The organism is Brevibacillus sp. SAFN-007a (genome assembly GCF_051967035.1).
Lineage (GTDB): Bacteria > Bacillota > Bacilli > Brevibacillales > Brevibacillaceae > Brevibacillus.
On record NZ_JBQCKK010000003.1, the window covers coordinates 226,717 to 243,108 of the forward strand.

Here is a 16,392-nt window from a genome sequence, read left to right on the forward strand (position 1 = left end):
CGGAAAAACGATTCGATTATGGAAACAAAACAAACAACGCGGTGAAACCACTTTCTGAAGCGCTTACATTTCACCTCATTCCTTTGCGTTCTCGGAAAAAACAAAAAAGCCAATACTCGCAAAAATGCAGGGCGCTACCCTCTTTTTGCAAATATTAGCTGATCTCCCAATCTCCACAGCACGATTAACTTATGTTCTACTATATAGCGGACATGTAAAATCTGTCAAGAATCCGTTTTCAAGGGGAGTTGGCTTTGTTTATCGTTCGGGCGAACTTGGTAGCCGCCACAGAGTTTGGTCAAGCTGTAATCGAACGCTCGCCAATAAATCGGAGAATAACTTGATTGAATTTCTCTTTTTCCTCCAGAAAAGGAACATGGCCACTGTAATGAAAAGGAATAAGGAGTGAATTTTTGATGAGTTGGCTGGTTTCCTCGGCATTGGCAAATGGTATGACTTTGTCATGGGTACCATGAATAATCAATGTCGGTACGTTAATTTTTTCGAGCTGGTCTCGTACGTTTTGATCTCGCAACGTCATCATAACGGCGGCAGTCGCCCAACCGGCTGCCTGTAATCCGATTTGAAAAAACCAGTCGGAAAAAGGCCCTGTAACATGTTGAAAGAAAAACTGATTGGACAAGTTGGCCAGCATGCTAGGACGGTCAGATAACGTCTCTGAAATATACAGATCGGCAGCTTGCCTCGGCACAGAACCCGGTGCTTGTGCGCCAATCAACACGAGCTTAGACACGCCAAAGCTTTGATGTCTTGCTAAATATCGAATGGCTAAGGCACCGCCTGCGGAATGGCCCGCCAGCGTAATGTTTTCCAGTTGCAAGGCTTCCACGACGGCAAGAATGTCGTCTGCCAACCGATCCAAGCTGTATCCGCTGTATGGCTTATCCGAATACCCGAATCCTCGCCAGTCCATGGCAATGCAGCGCACGCCTTTGGACGGAAGAACGTCAAACTGATATTCATACTGCTTATGGCTCAATGGCCACCCATGAATAAACAAAATCGGATTGGCCCCCGCGGGATTCAAATCCTGAACAAAAACTTGAACGCCGGGTTCTACCGTAACAAAGTATTCCAAGGTATGTCCCCCCAAGATTGTTCGAGATGAACAAGAGAATGCGACAAGAAATATCGCTTTGTTCGATGTTATGAAGGGAAGCCAGGCGCCATGTCATGTATTCGATTGACCTCTTCATGACCAAGCCAAACACTCTTGCACACAACAAAGCCTCCACCCAACCGGGAAGGAGGCTGTCTTCTCTTTATTCATCCGGCCCATCCCAGAACCCGGACAACAGACTCACCTGCTCGGCCGCGCTTCCCAAGAGCTTCGCTTCCAGGCGATCGATCCGCTTTTGGTAGGCCAGCGCCTCGGACCGGGAACGGTTGCGCAGCAGCGTGCCCCGTTTTTTCCACTGCTCGTAGGCTTGCCGTGTATAGCGCAGCGCCTTTTCCACGTCCCCGAGCTGGTGCTCGCACAGCTTGGCGGCCTCGATGTACACCTCTTCCGGAACATAGCCGGACGATGCCATGCACGACTCCCAGACATGCAGAGCCTGCCGCCAGTCCTTTTGCTTTTTGTACAGGTGACCGATAGCAAGCCTTGCCCGGTTGCTCCAGGCATGGCCGCTGTCCGCGACGAAGCGGTAGCCGGCCAGCGCCGCTTCCTGGTCGCCCAGCGCGTCGTACCATCTGGCCATTTCAAAGCGTTCCTCCGGAGAAGCGGCCACGTCCGGCTGATCCGTCAGCAGCCGGGACATATGGATGTAGAGCGTCATGAGCGAGAGGACGTCTGTCTCGTTATGCCGCAGCACCCCCTCGATCACGTCCGGGTCTTGCGAGTGCAAAAAGTCGAAGTAGCGCACAGGGGCGAGGTAGCCGGGCAAATCGTCCTCGCGGAAAATATCCAGCTTTTCCTGCTCGATGATTCCCAGGCGGCACGATTCCAGTTCGGTCTTCCACAGGCGGCGCGCGCCGTGCAAAAGGTCCAGGTGCCCAAAGGCAGGCAAGGCCGGCACCTGATCGCGCACCAGCGTGTGCCTCGTCCGCACCTGCGGCCAGTCGAACGACTTTCCGTTGAACGTCACCAGATGCGACGATTTTTCCGCCTGCGCGAGAAAAGACTGGTACAAGGTCGCTTCCGCATGGGGAACGGGCAAAAAATGCTGGCGCACCACGACTTCTTTCCCCTCCAGGCGGCTGTAGCCGAGTAAAAAGACGGCATTGCCAGCGCCGCCGGACAGCCCGGTCGTCTCCGTGTCAAAAAACAGCAGCTCGTCCGCTTTCCTGCCCGCCGCCGACAGCGGATGCTCCCTGCCGGACGCTTCCCAGATGGCGATTGCCTCGTGCAGCTGGGAAAAGGTATAGGCACCGTGCCGTTGGCCGCTCGGGTAGCGCACCTCGCGGATCATGACGTGCTCTTCTTCTCCAAAGTAGGGGACCGCCTGCAATGCCTGCCATCTGTCGGCAAACGGAATGGGCGGCTTTCCGGCCGACGACGGCAGCTCCCCAGGCGCCTTTTCTTCTGGCGGAAGAGACGATGCAGGTACTGCCGCCCCCGCCTTGTCCCCGTCCAGCGACATATGCCCCCTCATCCGTTGCAGTTTGGATTTAAGAGACATAGGCGCTTCCTCCTTGGGCGACGCGCAGCAAGGTCATGGCCAGCTCCTTGCTGCCGTCGTCAGCCGCACCGACGCACGACGGGCAGCCTGACGCGCACGGGCAGGAGCTGATAAGCCGCTCGGCCTGGGCGAGAATCGTTTCCATTTCCTTGTACACCTGCTCCGACAGGCCGATGCCGCCCGGATAGCGGTCGTACAGGAAAATCGTCGGCTCCTGCGAGTGAACCGCCTTGCGCTGGGGAATGACGTGCAAGTCCATCGGGTCGCACATGACAAACAGCGGGGCCACGTGCTGAAGCACATGCGCGAGGCCGACCAGACCGCGCTCCACGTCCTCTGTGCCGATCTCCTCCAGAAGCGAATCGGAAAAGCCGATCCAGGCCGCGTTCGTGTGCAGTTCCTCCTCCGGCAGATGGATCGGGCCGGAGCCGATGTTTTCGTGCGTCTCAAACTTGATCTTTTTGAAAATCGTCGCCATCGCATGGACGGAAACTTCCCCGTAGGCAAATACGCTCTGCCCGTGCCGACGGGTCTGGTCCTGCTCCAGCACCTTGAGCTGGACAGCGAGGTTCGCATCGGTGTAATAGTCGACCTGCACTTCCCGGACGTACGCCTTCTTTTCCTCGTAGTCGAGCTTCTCCACCTGGTACTGCGTCCCTTGATGCAGGTAGATCGCTTCTTCATGCAGCAGCGTCATCGAGCTGAAGCGGTCCATTTCCCCGATGACCCGCTCGTTGCCCCGTTCGCTGATGTCGATGATGACCACGTTTTCCTGCGAGGCTGACCGCAGGCTGATGTTGTGGGCCGGAAACGAATCGCTCATCCAGAACCATTTGCCGCGCGAATAGTGCAGCACTTGCTCCTCGGTCAAAAATTCCAGGACTTCCGTGATTTCCGCACGGCCAAACGTATCTCCCTCGCGAAACGGCAGCTCGTACGCCGCGCATTTCAGATGGTCGACCAAAATGATCAGGTTGTCAGGGTTGATCCGCGCCGTCTCCGGGCTGCGGTCAAAAAAGTACTCCGGATGGGCGATCACGTACTGATCCAGCGGCGTCGAACTGCCGACCATGACGACGACCGACTCGCCCTGACGCCTGCCTGCCCGGCCCGCCTGCTGCCATGTGCTGGCGACAGAGCCGGGATACCCGGTAATGACGCACGCCTGCAACTGTCCGATGTCTACGCCCAGCTCCAGTGCGTTCGTGCTGACTACTCCTATGATGTCGCCGCTCCGCAAGCCGCGCTCAATCTCCCTGCGCTGGCTCGGCAAATAGCCGCCGCGATATCCCTGGATCGTTTTCGGGCCGAGCTTGCGCTTGATGAGCTCCTGCAAATACGTCAGCAAAATTTCCACGCGGACGCGGCTGCGCGCAAACAGGATCGTCTGAATGCCGTTGGTCAAAAACTGCTCGGTAATGTCCCGCGCCTCCAGCGTGGCGCTGCGCCGGATGTTAAGCTGGCGGTTGACCACAGGCGGGTTGTAGAAGACGAAATGCTTGACGCCGGACGGCGCTCCGTTGTTGTCGACCAGCTCTACCTGCTCCTCCGTTAGCGCTTCCGCCAGCTCCCGCGGGTTGGCGATCGTCGCCGACGTGCAAATGAACTGCGGCGCGCTGCCGTAAAAAGCACAAATCCGCTTGAGGCGGCGAATCACGTTGGCGACGTGGCTGCCAAACACGCCGCGGTATGTATGCAGCTCGTCAATCACGATGTATTTCAAATGCTCAAAAAACGAAACCCATTTGGTGTGGTGCGGCAAAATGGCGGAATGCAGCATATCCGGGTTGGTGATGACGATATGGCCCGCCTTGCGCACCATCTGCCGAATGTTGGCCGGGGTGTCGCCATCGTACGTTTCCGATTTGATCGGCAGCCCCATTTCGCCAATCAACTCGTGTAGCTCTGCCTTCTGGTCCTGCGCCAACGCCTTGGTCGGAAACAGGTAGAGCGCACGCGCCTGCGCGTCCTCCGCCAGCGTCTGGAGAATCGGCAGATGGTAGCACATGCTTTTCCCGGACGCAGTCGGCGTGACCGCGACGATATGCTTGCCCGCTCGCACGTGGCGAAACGACGTTTCCTGGTGCGTGTACAAAGAGGCAATCCCTCTTCGCGTCAACGCTTCCCGGATACGCGCATCCAGCTCCGCCGGAAACGGGACCGTTCTGGCCTCGCGAGCGGGAATGACCCGCCAGTGGGCGATATTGTCGCGAAACCGCTCGTCTGTTTTCAACTGCTCCAAAATACTTGCCATGTCTTTTTTCATCTTCACCAGGCTCACCTTCTTGCCCTTATTCTACGAATGGACGTTCGGGTTGTAAACCCCTCTGGACGCATGGAAAGCCCGTGCCCGCCAAAAAGAAAAACTGCCATGAGAGCATGGCAGCCGCTTTCTTCCCTTCTTACTTTTTCGCCTGGCCGAGAATCGCGAAGATCACTTCGGCATGGTGCGTATTGTCGATCAGTCCGGCAAACTGTTCTTTGCCTGGGCCGTACGCGTACACGTTGACGTCTTCTCCGGTATGTCCGCCTGTTGTCCAGCCAGTGAAGGAACGCTTGTCAAAAATCGCTTCGATCGCGTTGTCGATGTCCACCTGCTTTTTGGTGGCTGCCGCTTTTTTCACCGAAGCCATTTCTTCTGGAGTCAGAGGCAGATCGATGTACGTTTTCAGCGTTTCCTCTACGTTTGCCCCTTTGGCGATTTCGGCAGACAGGAAATCCGGGGTGCGCTTCGCCGCTTTGATCGGCCCTGCCAGGAAGTTGTACTCCTCTTTCGCGCCTACGGACAAGCCGCCTGTGGAGTGGTCTGCCGTGGCGACAACCAGTGTGTTGCCGTCTTTTTTCGCGAAGTCGATCGCTGCCTTGAACGCCTTTTCAAAGTCTTCCATCTCGCTCATCGCTGCCACGATGTCATTGTCGTGACCCGCCCAGTCAATCTGGCTTCCTTCTACCATCAGGAAGAAGCCGTCCTTGTTTTTGCTCAGTCGCTCGATTGCCGCTTTCGTCATGTCTTCCAGCGAAGGTGTCTTGTCCGTGCGGTCGATCATTTTGTCCATTCCGCCTGTTGCGAACAGACCGAGGATTTTGTCATTTTTGTCGTTCAAAAGCTCTTGCTTGGTCGTGACGTAGCTGTAGCCGTCTTTCTTGAACTCTTCCGTCAGGTTGCGATCCTTGCGTACAAAGTTGCTCAAACCGCCGCCGAGCAATACATCGACGGAATGCTTGCCGTTGATTCGCAGATCGTAATAGTCATTCGCGATCGCGTCCATGTTCTTGCGGCTCTCGTCGTGCGCACCGAAGGCCGCAGGAGTCGCATGCGTAATCTCCGAGGTAGCTACCAGTCCAGTCGATTTGCCTACTTTTTTGGCGCGCTCCAGTACGGTCTCTACTTCGGATTTGTCGTTGTCGACGGCAATGGCATTGTTGTACGTTTTCACGCCGGAAGACATGGCAGTCGCAGCAGAGGCGGAGTCGGTGATGTTTTGCTTGTCATCTTCCGCGTAGGTCATTTGCGCCCCTACCAAATAGTTGTCGAACTCGGTTGGCTCCATGACTGGCGTAGACGGATCGTCTTTCAGATAGCGGTACGCCGTCGTATAGGCCGTTCCCATTCCGTCGCCAATCAGGAAAATGACGTTTTTCGCCGGAGCGGCACTCGCTTGGACCGGACCAGGATGCAGGCCAAACAAGACCGTTGCAACAGCAAGAGAAGAAAGAGCAGACACAGGGACAAGCTTTTTCGGGAATGTACGAAGCATCGTGTACCTCCTGTTATGGGAAATGTTCAGAAGCCTGACCTGATCTTATCTCTCTTGTGTTGAGTTTGAACGGTCTTTGCGTAAAGAATTGTTAGGATATGGTAAAGAGACGAGAGAGGTATTCCCGCAGCACTTCTTCCACCCACTCGCCGTCAAGCCGCTGCGGTTCCAGGTAAGCGTGCAAGGCCAAGCCATCAACGAGCGCGTACAGCTTTTCCGTCTCCATTTCCATGTCCAGCCCTTTTGCGAGCAAGCCCTCTGCGTGTCATAGTCCATCAATCGGCGAATCGCGCTGTAAATCCCGTCATGCTGGGGGTCGTATCCCTCCTTTTTGTGCCGGAAATACGCCGTGAATGCAAACCACACCTCTACCTCCGCCCGTCTTTATTTGGCCCAAACGAAGCAAAAACACCAGCTCCTAACCGTTGATGCCAGACCAAAGCCAGGGTCGGCCCAGAGACGATGCAGAAACAGCGAAACCAGTGCGCCCGGCGCAGGAGAGTTGCTCCTTTTCTTTTTGGCATAAAAGGCAAGCCAGCAGCCATACACATGGCGAGTGGATAGGCAAAAAGCAGACGATACTTGTCGCAAGGACAAGGGAGGTTGGTCGAACATGACTTCACAAGATAAGGGGGAGCGTCTACCAGAGCCGATGCGGGGAGACGGTACCGGGTGGTTTGATCTCGGCCCGCGCAATCTGGAGCGAGATCGGCAAAATCCGAATATGCTCGTACCGCCCGTGACCGATGCAGGCTTGCTCCCGAATTTGAAGTTTTCCTTCTCCGACGCCACCATGACGTTGAATCACGGCGGGTGGTCGCGTGAAGTCACCGTGCGCGAGCTGCCGATTGCAACGACGCTCGCGGGCGTGAACATGGCCCTCACCCCGGGCGGTGTGCGCGAGCTGCACTGGCACCAGCAGGCGGAATGGGCCTACATGCTGCTGGGCCGTGCCCGGATTACTTCGGTAGATCAGCGCGGACGGAATTTTATCGCCGACATCGGTCCAGGCGACCTGTGGTATTTTCCTCCCGGCATCCCGCATTCGATCCAAGGCTTGGAGGAGGGCTGCGAGTTTTTGCTTGTGTTCGACGATGGCCACTTTTCTGATCTGAACACGTTGTCCATCTCCGACTGGTTTGCCCATACACCACCAGATGTGCTGTCCGATAATTTCGGGGTGCCGGAATCGGCTTTTGCCTGCATTCCTTCCAAGCAGGTCTACATTTATCAGTCGGAGGTACCAGGTCCGATTGAAGCCGATGCGGTCGAGTCACCCTACGGAACCGTTCCTCTCCCCTTTTCCCATCGTCTGCTCGCCCAAAAGCCGATCATCACTCCCGGCGGCAGTGTTCGCATCGTCGATTCCCGCAATTTCCCCATCTCGCAAACGATCGCCGCCGCCCTGGTCGAGATTCGTCCGGGGGGAATGCGCGAGCTGCATTGGCACCCCAACAACGATGAATGGCAGTACTATATTTCCGGTCAGGCTCGCATGACCGTTTTTGCCGGAAACGGAACAGCCCGCACGTTTGACTACCGGGCGGGGGATGTCGGCTATGTGCCCTTTGCGACAGGGCATTATATTCAAAATACAGGAAGCGAGACGGTCTGGTTTTTGGAAATGTTCAAAAGCGACCGCTTCGTCGACGTCTCCTTGAACCAGTGGATGGCGCTCACTCCGCACGAGCTTGTCGCTTCCAATCTGAACGTGGGCCCGGAGCTGCTCGACGCCTTGCGCAAGCAAAAATGGCCCGTCGTCAAATATCCCGGGTACGGCTACGATCCAAGCAGAAGATAGCTTCTGTGAGCTTTTGTTTGGCTGCGGGTCCAGGCTGGCAGATTGCCAGCCTGCTCACAGATTCAACACGCCCATGGATTGAATGTGCTGCTTCGTTTCCTCTGTCCCGCACTCGTAAAGGACGTTGTATATTTCCTTCAGACACGCATCGTACCGATCGTTTTCCTCGTCAAAATGATACGGAATGGCGACGACATGACTGCGCAAATAGGTGCCAAATTCATGCTCGGTTCGTTCCTCAAACAAGCTTTTCAACGCGTGAACCTGACGATCCGTCGCTTCAATCTCGAACTCGTACCCGGAATCTCCTTGATTTTCCAGAATCGTTCCTGCCTGAACGGATACGTAGTATCTTTTTTTGTCCATGATGACTCCCGCCTTCCGAACGCTAGTATACAAGTACGGAGATCAATAATATCGCTAGCAGCACCGCAAACGCCCCCAAGTAAAACAGCATCCCCACATTCCCGAGAACCTTGTGCTTGACGGTCGTCTGACTGATGTTGTTGTCCACTTCCTTCGTCTCCTGGCGTTTGGCGTAGCGTATCGTCAAAAACAGCCCTACCAAAAAAATCAGGCCAAAAATGACATAGTACATGCCTGGATAGTGGAGCATTTCTTTTCCCCGCTTCCTCTTCTGATGATTGTTTATAGTTTGCGGGAGGCGAGGTTTTTTATGCATGCCGGACTTTTTTGCGCGGCATCATCCGGGCAGGCTTAGTTTCTCTCGTGGGAAGTGCTGTACGCCTAGGGCGATCACCAGCACCTCATACCGTGCTGCTTTCATCTCTTCTGTAAAGCCGCGGTCGACACGAGCAGGCCTGTACATCTGCATAGCAAGCAAAAACTTATCTTTCTAACTATTACAAAAATTAGAAAAAATGTATAATGAATGTATGATCCAGTCAAGAAAGGTAGGGTACGCATGAAAAAATGGATTCTGTCTTTATGCATCTTATCTGCACTGTTGGTAGTTCCATTGACGCCTGAACTGTCCGTAGAGCCAAAGCCGACCAAACCCAATCACTACCCTGATCCAGGCTGGTAACCCCCTCTGGAAAACGCACCGCCACTAGACGGTGCGTTTTCCTTATTTCCAACTATTTTCCATCAGCAGGAATCACTGGTTTTGCACTCGGGTCATTGTAGAAATAATTGGGGACGTCACCTACAACCAGCGAATCCGTAATGGGGATTTCTGTTACCACTGTAATCTTTTCCGTTGCAAACGGGATAATAATTTGTAAATTCACTTCTACCTTAATGAAAACCGTGACCAGAACCATATTGATTCCGGCTTCCTTTAGTTTGGAATCCAGTCTCGTCTTCACGTTCCCAAGAGGGATGAACGTCACCGGTATATCCGGACCCAATCCTGCTAAAAAGCTGTTTCCCGTTGCTGCCCCCGAAGGAATCGATCCTACCACCTTGTTGCTTTCAAATCCCTCTAAATTTCTTTTGATTTGGTTCGTAACCTCACTCATAAACTTGGTTTGCTCTTGATATTCCAGAGCAAGATTTCTCACTTTCCCATTTGTGTCCTTTTCTACTTTAATCATTTTATTGAAATCTATATTAAATTCTTTAAGCTCTGTAGTAATCGCGTCTGTAATGGCCTCTTTTGCCAACTGCTCCGCTTTTTCGCTAGCCATAAGCAATAAGGTTGGTTGCAACGCTTTGTTTATCAGAACAAAGGACACAAGCATAAAAATCAAAAAGAGTAAAGCCGCATAGAAATACGCTTTGATTTTCGATATCGGTTTCCATGGCTTTATCCTACGTCGCCGACGTATTTTCATGGTCATAAGGGTTACCTCCCAGTAGTACATCCTATGCATCACGTGGCATAGATAGTATCTGGGATATTCCGGCACGTCCCCTCCTCCGGCGCACTGTCAAAGCACAAAGCTTTCCTGACAAAAAGCACCTACGCCTGATAAGCTTCGACCAAAATGCTCATGTAATCGTCCGGCGTAATCGTGCGAACGTTGCTTGGTGTCGAGCCGTTTTGCATCGACAACTCCACGATGCGGGGGAAGTCTTCTTCGCGCACGCCGGGCAAGTCTTTCAGCTTGGGGATGTGCAAGCTGCTTGTCCACTCGGCAATGCCCGCGATCAGCTTGTCGACTGCACCCTCTTCGCTGTCGGCATCCGTGGCAAAGCCCATGTAGCGGGCGAGATCCGCGTGCATCGGCCTGTCTTCCGCAGCATTGAAGCGCAGGACGTGCGGCAAAAAGACGGCGTTTGCCACTCCATGCGGCGTATCGTACAGCCCGCCCAACGCTTCGGCCAGGCAGTGAACAGCGGCCACATCCGCAGAGCCAAAGCACAGTCCCGCAAGCAGGCTGCCTTCGAGCATCGCGTGCCGGGCCGCTTCGTTTCGCCCGTCTGCGTAGGCTGCAGGCAGAGCGGTCACAATCGTCTGCATCGCTTTGGCCCCGAGCGCTTGCGAGATCGGATTCGTCACCTTGCACGTGTAGCCTTCGATGGCGTGAACAAGCGCGTCGACTCCGGTAGCAGCAGTGACGGCAGCCGGCACGCTGTACGTCAAAACCGGGTCGAGCACGGCCAAGACGGGCCGCAGCGCTGCGTGCTTGAGCGTCATTTTCCGGTGCGTGGCAGCCTCCGTAATCACGGCAGAGCGCGTCACTTCCGAGCCAGTTCCCGCTGTCGTCGGGATGCAGATGATCGGCGCGATGCGTTCATAGGCCAGGCGTCCGTCTGCGTAGTCGGCGGGCGTACCGCCGTTTGGCCCGCACAGCGCAATTGTTTTGCCCGTATCCATCGCGCTGCCGCCCCCAATCGCTACGACCATGTCGGCGGCTGTGTCGCAAAACAGGGCTGCCCCTTCCAGACATTCCGTATCGCGGGGATTTTGGCTGAGCCGATCAAACAGCGTCACCTGAAAGCCGGCCGCCGTCAGTTCCTCCCGGATCGGCGCCACCAGCCCTGCCTTGATGACCCCCGGATCGCTGACCAGCAAGACAGACGTGCCTTTTTGCAGATCGTGCAATAGCTTCGGCAGCTCCCCCGCTTTGCCTGTCCCCATTTCGATGCGTGTAGAGCAGTAATAGCTGTATGCGTTCATCGTATCGCCTCCCTTTTCCCCATCATACCCACAGAAAGAGCCGCATGCCAGAAAATCGCAAAAAGATTCGCGCAATAAAAAAGCGCAGCTCTCTGCACGATGTGCTGGAGCTGGCAAAGGCAAACGCCTCCGGCGAGGAGCAGCGCGAATTTGTCCGGCTCGTCGAAAGCGGCCTGGCTCTTCCCAAACATTAAAGCGAAACGACGCCCGTCATCCCGGAACGGAGGTCTCCTTTTGGATTGTCCACGAGAATTTTCACCGTGTACGTATTCGTGCCAGCGTCTGCCTTTGGACTGATCCGCGCTACCTTGCCCGGCACGTGGCGCTGAAGCGCTTCGACGAATACATCGGTTATCTTGTTCAGGGAAAAACGGGCGAGCTCTGCCTCCGATACGCCGATCACGACATACAGTTGGTCGGTGTTCACCACGCTCATGACAGGCATGCTCGCGTTTGCCATCTCGCCCGGCTGGATGCTTTTCATGCTGATGTAGCCTTTGATCGGGCTTTTCAGCGTCGCATTGTCCAGTTGGTACTGGGCATTTTGGACAGCGGCCCGCGCCTTTTGGACACCTGCCTCATACTGGACGAGCTGTTCCTTCGTCGGGCCGTTTTTCGTCTTGTCGTACAGCGCCTTCATCTGCTCGACATTGGCTGCGAGCGATTGCAGCGTCGGCTGCGTCACTCCTTGCCGGGCCAGCCTCAGCTCCTCCTGGGCACGGACGTACTGGGCTTCTGCCTGCGCCAACGCTGTCTGTGCGTCCTCCAGGCTTTGGCTGGAAAGCCCCCCTTGATCGTAGAGCGTCTTTGCCCGGGCCTGCTTCGCTTTGGCGGCATCGTAGACCGATTTCGCCGATTGCGCGGCCGCCGCCAGTTGGGCAAGCTCCTCCGGCCGCTTGCCGTTTTTGACGTCCTCGTACTTGCTTTGCGCCTGCTGCCAGCCCGCCTTGGCGTACTGCAAGTCTTCCGCCCGCGCTCCTGCCTTTGCTTCCTCCCATTTTGCCTGCGCCGAGGCGAGTTCGGCTTTTGCCATTTGCAGGCTCGCTTCCAGCTCGACCGTCTCCAGCGCCAAAAGCGGCGTGCCCGCTTCTACCCGATCGCCTGTATCGCGGAAGACAGCAGCCACTCGACCAGCCGTCTTGGGATAAATCGTGACTTCCTCGATGCCAACCATTTTCCCGCTGAACGAGTGCGTACCCGCTTCCTTCCCTGCTGCTCCTTGCGCAGAGGCTGCCGTTTCCGGTGTTAAGGCGGCAGGTTGCACGGAGCCGCAGCCTGCCAAGCAAGCAATCGCCGTGCTTCCTGCCAGCGCTGCCATCCATTTGCGCCATTTCATGAGAGAACCTCCTTTTATCCTATGGGGAAAAATTGCTTTACTCGGAAATCGCGGACTGTGCCGCTTCCTTGCCTGCTTGCAGGGCTGCCCTGTTTTCTTTTACGAGCAGCACGGTCAAAAACGCCGCCACCAGCACGAGCATGGCCACAAACAGGCTATCTTGCAGCGCCGCGACAGCCGCGTATTTTTTTACGAGCTGACCGAGTAGTCCGCTGGCTGCGGCATACGCCTCCGTCCATGACAGCCCTTTGGCCGCGTACATTTGCTGCCACTGGGACAGCGCCTCCAGCACAGGCTGCCGGGTGGCCGTCACTTGCTCGCTCATCTGCGCCGCATGCTCGGTGCCTCTGCGGGAAAACAAGGAAATCAGTCCGGCAATCCCGATCGAGGTCGCGACCTGCCGGGAAATATTCGTGATAACCGAAGCCGCCGGCACGCGCGCTGGCTCGGACACGGCCACCAGCGGAATTTGCATGGACGTCATCAGACACATGCCCAGTCCGGCTCCGCGCAAGGCGAGCAGCCAATACATCGTCGTCACATTCGTGTCCAGATCGACCTGGCTGAGAAAATAGCCCGGCACGATGCACAACACAAGACCGCCGACAATCAACGGCTTCAGACCGATGCGCGTGACCAGCATGCCGCATAGCGGCGTCACCACCCCGGAAGCGAGCGCCTGCGGCAGCATCATCAGCCCGGTATCCATCGCCGTTTTGCCGAGCATGTTCTCCGAATAGATCGGAAGCAGGTAGATCACACCGAAATTCCCGACCATAATCAGACTGTTCACCAATAGCCCGAGCGTAAACGGGCGGTTGGCAAGCAGGCGAACATCGACCAGCGGATGGGCAGTCGACAGCTCGCGCATGACGAACAGACAGCCGCATAGAAGCGCGCTCATCAGCAAGGAGACGATGAAAAAGGAGTCCCAGCCCTTCTCCTCCCCTTTGGTGACGGCGAGCAGCAGGCTAACCAGTGCAATCGCCGACCAGAGGAATCCCGGCAGATCAAACGGCTGCTTGCGGTTCGCCTCGCTTTCCTGAAAAAAACGCCAGACCAGAAGCATCGCCAACATCCCGAACGGAATGTTCACGGTAAAAATGAAGCGCCAGTCGAGCTGCTCCACAAAATATCCGCTGAGTGTCGGACCGACGGCAGGAGCGACGAAAACCGAGATGCCGAAAACCCCCATGGCTGGCCCCATTTTTTCCGGCGGCACAACTAGCTGGATCATGGACTGACCAATCGTCATCATCAATCCGCCGCCCGCCGCCTGGACGATCCGCGCCGCTATCATCGTGGCGTTGCTGACCGCCAGGCCGCACAGCAGCGAGCCGAGCGTGAACAAAAACAGGCTGGCGAGATAGCTTTTTTTGATGCCAAACCGGATGCCGAGAAAGCCTGCCAGCGGGATGACAGCGGCCATCGTCAATGTGTAGCTGGTCACGACCCACTGGATTTCCTCGGTCGACACCCCGAACACGTTCATCATTTCCGGGATCGCTACGTTGACAATGCTCGTATCCAGCACCGCCATGAACGTGCCCAGCACGATCGCAAAAACGCCCGGCCAAAAATTTTCCTGCGGACTCATCGGCTGCACATCCTTATCGCACATGGATGGATACTCGGGCATTCAAGCCCGGCTGAAAATCATACGGACCTTCGTCAAAGGTGATTTTCACCGCAATGCGCTGTGTCACCTTGGTAAAATTGCCGCTCGCATTCATCGGAGGCAGCAGGGAGAACGTCGACTGCGTGGCTTCGCCCATGCGGCTGACGGTCCCGCGGAACCGCTGGCCTGGGTACTTATCCAGCTCGATATCGACCTTTTGCCCGACCTGGACATAGCCGGCCTCCGCTTCCTCCACATGGGCCTCCACGTACAGTTGCCGTTTGTCCACGACCAGCGCCACCGTGCTACCTGCGCCGACTACCTCGCCTTCCTTGGCCGCTTTTTGCAAAATCACCCCGCTGATCGGCGAGCGGATCATCAAGCTTTCCACCTGAGTGGGACTGGCCGCATTAAGCTGTTCCTGCTCAGCCACGATTTGATCCTTCTCGACCTGGCTGCCCACATCCACTCGCATATGGGTCAGCTTTCCCGCCAGCTTGGGCGCAATCTTGTATATGTCCCCGGTGACAAGCGCGTCCTCCGTCTTGACGTAGAAATAGCTCTGGTAGCCGTAGTAACCCATGACGGCAGCCACGATCAAAAAAACGACGCTCACGATTGCCTTTGGATTCAGCTTTTTCTTTTCCATGTCTCATTTCATCCTCTCCAGCCTCTATACAAACCGACTGCCGGTTTGTGTGAGGGGAAAATAACAGGCACACACGCTATCGTGCTGCCCCTCTTCCACCTTGCTTTTTCAAAAAGATATGCTTCACAACGGGACGGACAAAAATCGTCGCGACAAGCCCGATGAGGTTCCACATGTTGACCAGTATGACGCCCGTATCGCCTGAAATGATCGCGAACGCAAACAACACGGAGCAAAGGAGCGAAAGCCCGAACGCAACTGCCCAAATCACTGTCAGCCAAAAGTTGGAAGCCAGAAACAGCGGATGCGAGGTAAACTCGGCAGGCACCACCTTTTTCGCGTATTGCAGTGTAAACGGCTTTTTGATGCACAACGACCAGGTAGCTGCCACAGCGAGAATGGCGTACATGAACAACTGGGTAAAATCAAACAGGTGAAACGCCGGGAACAACCAGGCAATCCAGAAACCGCAAAAAAAGTACACGACCTTGATCGCAATGATCGTCGTTACCTCACCAAACTTCTTTTTCTGAAACAGGTAGATCAGCAGCGAGAGCACAAAACCGATGGCGAAGCCGAGCGCAGGCGGCTGCACCTGAAAGGCAACGAAAAAAGGAATCAGGTCAACAAAAATCCAGAACAAGGTCATGAACAAAGGGCAACTCTCCTTATAAAATGTAGAATGAACGGCATCCTGATGGCTTGCTGATGGTCTCATCATATATACCGACCGTCGGTTTGTAAAGAACTTTTTTCCAGCTTCTTCTTTCCGTCATGTTTTCAGGCTTTGCCTGTACTTCACCAGCAAATAACCGGCAATGCCAATCGCGCTGCCGATCCATAGAAATGTCACGCCGTAATGCCGCACGTAAACGACTACCTTGTACCACTCTCGCTCCAACATACTTCCCAGAAGCAAAAAAGTCAGGCTCCACAAAAACGCCCCTGTGTAGGCAAAAGCGGCGAATCTGCTGTACTTCATGGCAGACATCCCCGCCAGATAAGCCGTGATGTGGCGCACTCCCGGCAGAAAGTACCCGACGATCAGCAAAATGGCGCCGTACCTGGCAAACAGCTTTTGCGTCGATTCGATTTTTTTCGGAGTGAGATGCAAATACGGCCCTACCTTGAGCAAAAGCGGTAGCCCCCATTTGCAAGCGATCGCGTAGCTGATCGTGATTCCTGCTGCCGCCCCCAAAAACGCGCTCAGCACAGCAAACGGCATGAGCAGCATCCCCCGCGATACCGCGTACCCCGCATACGTCATCAGCACTTCGTCGGGAATCGGCAGCCCGATTACCCCGAGCGCAAGCGAGAAAAAGACGCCCACATATCCGTACTTCATCACAAAAAGGTCCAGATGATGTTCCACGGCTACCTCCATCAGTGATTATCCTCTTTCCATTGTATTCTTTCCCTATTGCTTGTCATTCTGGCTTTTTTTCTCGACTTGGGACAGCTTTTGGCTTTCCCCCGGACACAGGCGACACGCAAGCTCGG

The 16,392-nt window shown here is 55.3% G+C and carries 16 protein-coding genes; 2 read left to right on the forward strand and 14 right to left on the reverse strand.

The window, feature by feature from the left end; all coding sequences use genetic code 11:
- Positions 1–298: 298 nt before the first annotated feature.
- The 5 genes from ACTHO6_RS06335 to ACTHO6_RS06355 all read right to left on the reverse strand — a co-directional run bounded on the left by ACTHO6_RS06335 (position 299) and on the right by ACTHO6_RS06355 (position 6,632).
- Positions 299–1,099: an alpha/beta fold hydrolase gene (locus tag ACTHO6_RS06335; protein WP_440240532.1), complete on the reverse strand. Its 801-nt coding sequence runs from the start codon at positions 1,097–1,099 to the stop codon at positions 299–301.
- Positions 1,100–1,283: 184 nt separating this feature from the next.
- Entirely contained in the window at positions 1,284–2,642 is a 1,359-nt protein-coding gene (locus ACTHO6_RS06340) for a ribonuclease H-like domain-containing protein (protein ID WP_440240534.1), read from the reverse strand.
- A complete protein-coding gene (locus ACTHO6_RS06345; RefSeq protein ID WP_440240536.1) occupies positions 2,632–4,914 on the reverse strand; it encodes a DEAD/DEAH box helicase in 2,283 nt (760 codons plus the stop codon). Before ACTHO6_RS06345 ends, ACTHO6_RS06340 begins: the two co-directional genes overlap by 11 nt.
- 130 nt (positions 4,915–5,044) lie before the next feature.
- The gene (locus ACTHO6_RS06350) at positions 5,045–6,400 is read right to left on the reverse strand and encodes an alkaline phosphatase (protein WP_440240538.1); all 1,356 of its coding nucleotides are present in this window, start codon (positions 6,398–6,400) and stop codon (positions 5,045–5,047) included.
- Positions 6,401–6,491: 91 nt separating this feature from the next.
- The gene (locus ACTHO6_RS06355; RefSeq protein WP_440240540.1) at positions 6,492–6,632 is read right to left on the reverse strand and encodes a TetR family transcriptional regulator C-terminal domain-containing protein; all 141 of its coding nucleotides are present in this window, start codon (positions 6,630–6,632) and stop codon (positions 6,492–6,494) included.
- Between the two features lie 381 nt (positions 6,633–7,013).
- Here ACTHO6_RS06355 and ACTHO6_RS06360 point away from each other — a divergent pair, with 381 nt between their 5' ends.
- Positions 7,014–8,201: an oxalate decarboxylase family bicupin gene (locus ACTHO6_RS06360; protein WP_440240542.1), complete on the forward strand. Its 1,188-nt coding sequence runs from the start codon at positions 7,014–7,016 to the stop codon at positions 8,199–8,201.
- Positions 8,202–8,255: 54 nt separating this feature from the next.
- On the opposite strand, the gene ACTHO6_RS06365 is transcribed toward ACTHO6_RS06360, so the two are convergent.
- From ACTHO6_RS06365 to ACTHO6_RS06380, 4 genes are all read right to left on the reverse strand, one after another.
- On the reverse strand, positions 8,256–8,567 hold the full coding sequence (locus ACTHO6_RS06365; RefSeq protein ID WP_440240544.1) for a hypothetical protein: 312 nt from the start codon (positions 8,565–8,567) through the stop codon (positions 8,256–8,258).
- 22 nt (positions 8,568–8,589) lie between these two features.
- Positions 8,590–8,817, reverse strand: coding sequence for a hypothetical protein (locus tag ACTHO6_RS06370; protein ID WP_440240546.1), 228 nt, complete (start codon positions 8,815–8,817; stop codon positions 8,590–8,592).
- Positions 8,818–9,301: 484 nt separating this feature from the next.
- A complete protein-coding gene (gene yunB / locus ACTHO6_RS06375) occupies positions 9,302–10,006 on the reverse strand; it encodes a sporulation protein YunB (RefSeq protein ID WP_440240548.1) in 705 nt (234 codons plus the stop codon).
- 122 nt (positions 10,007–10,128) lie between these two features.
- Complete coding sequence (locus ACTHO6_RS06380; protein WP_440240550.1) at positions 10,129–11,289, reverse strand: iron-containing alcohol dehydrogenase; 1,161 nt, start codon at positions 11,287–11,289, stop codon at positions 10,129–10,131.
- Between the two features lie 44 nt (positions 11,290–11,333).
- Between ACTHO6_RS06380 and ACTHO6_RS06385 the strand changes: the two genes are divergently transcribed.
- A complete protein-coding gene (locus ACTHO6_RS06385) occupies positions 11,334–11,483 on the forward strand; it encodes a hypothetical protein (protein WP_440240552.1) in 150 nt (49 codons plus the stop codon).
- Here the strand turns inward: ACTHO6_RS06385 and ACTHO6_RS06390 are convergent.
- The 5 genes from ACTHO6_RS06390 to ACTHO6_RS06410 all read right to left on the reverse strand — a co-directional run bounded on the left by ACTHO6_RS06390 (position 11,480) and on the right by ACTHO6_RS06410 (position 16,276).
- Complete coding sequence (locus tag ACTHO6_RS06390; protein WP_440240554.1) at positions 11,480–12,625, reverse strand: HlyD family secretion protein; 1,146 nt, start codon at positions 12,623–12,625, stop codon at positions 11,480–11,482. The genes ACTHO6_RS06385 and ACTHO6_RS06390 overlap by 4 nt on opposite strands.
- Positions 12,626–12,662: 37 nt before the next feature.
- A complete protein-coding gene (locus tag ACTHO6_RS06395; RefSeq protein ID WP_440240556.1) occupies positions 12,663–14,222 on the reverse strand; it encodes a DHA2 family efflux MFS transporter permease subunit in 1,560 nt (519 codons plus the stop codon).
- Between the two features lie 13 nt (positions 14,223–14,235).
- Positions 14,236–14,892 (reverse strand): HlyD family secretion protein, encoded by a 657-nt coding sequence (locus ACTHO6_RS06400; RefSeq protein ID WP_440240558.1) that lies wholly within the window; start codon positions 14,890–14,892, stop codon positions 14,236–14,238.
- A 76-nt stretch (positions 14,893–14,968) separates the two neighbouring features.
- Positions 14,969–15,541, reverse strand: a complete 573-nt coding sequence (locus ACTHO6_RS06405) for an amine oxidase (protein ID WP_440240685.1) — start codon at positions 15,539–15,541, stop codon at positions 14,969–14,971.
- A 123-nt stretch (positions 15,542–15,664) separates the two neighbouring features.
- Complete coding sequence (locus ACTHO6_RS06410) at positions 15,665–16,276, reverse strand: DedA family protein (protein ID WP_440240560.1); 612 nt, start codon at positions 16,274–16,276, stop codon at positions 15,665–15,667.
- Positions 16,277–16,392 lie beyond the last annotated feature (116 nt).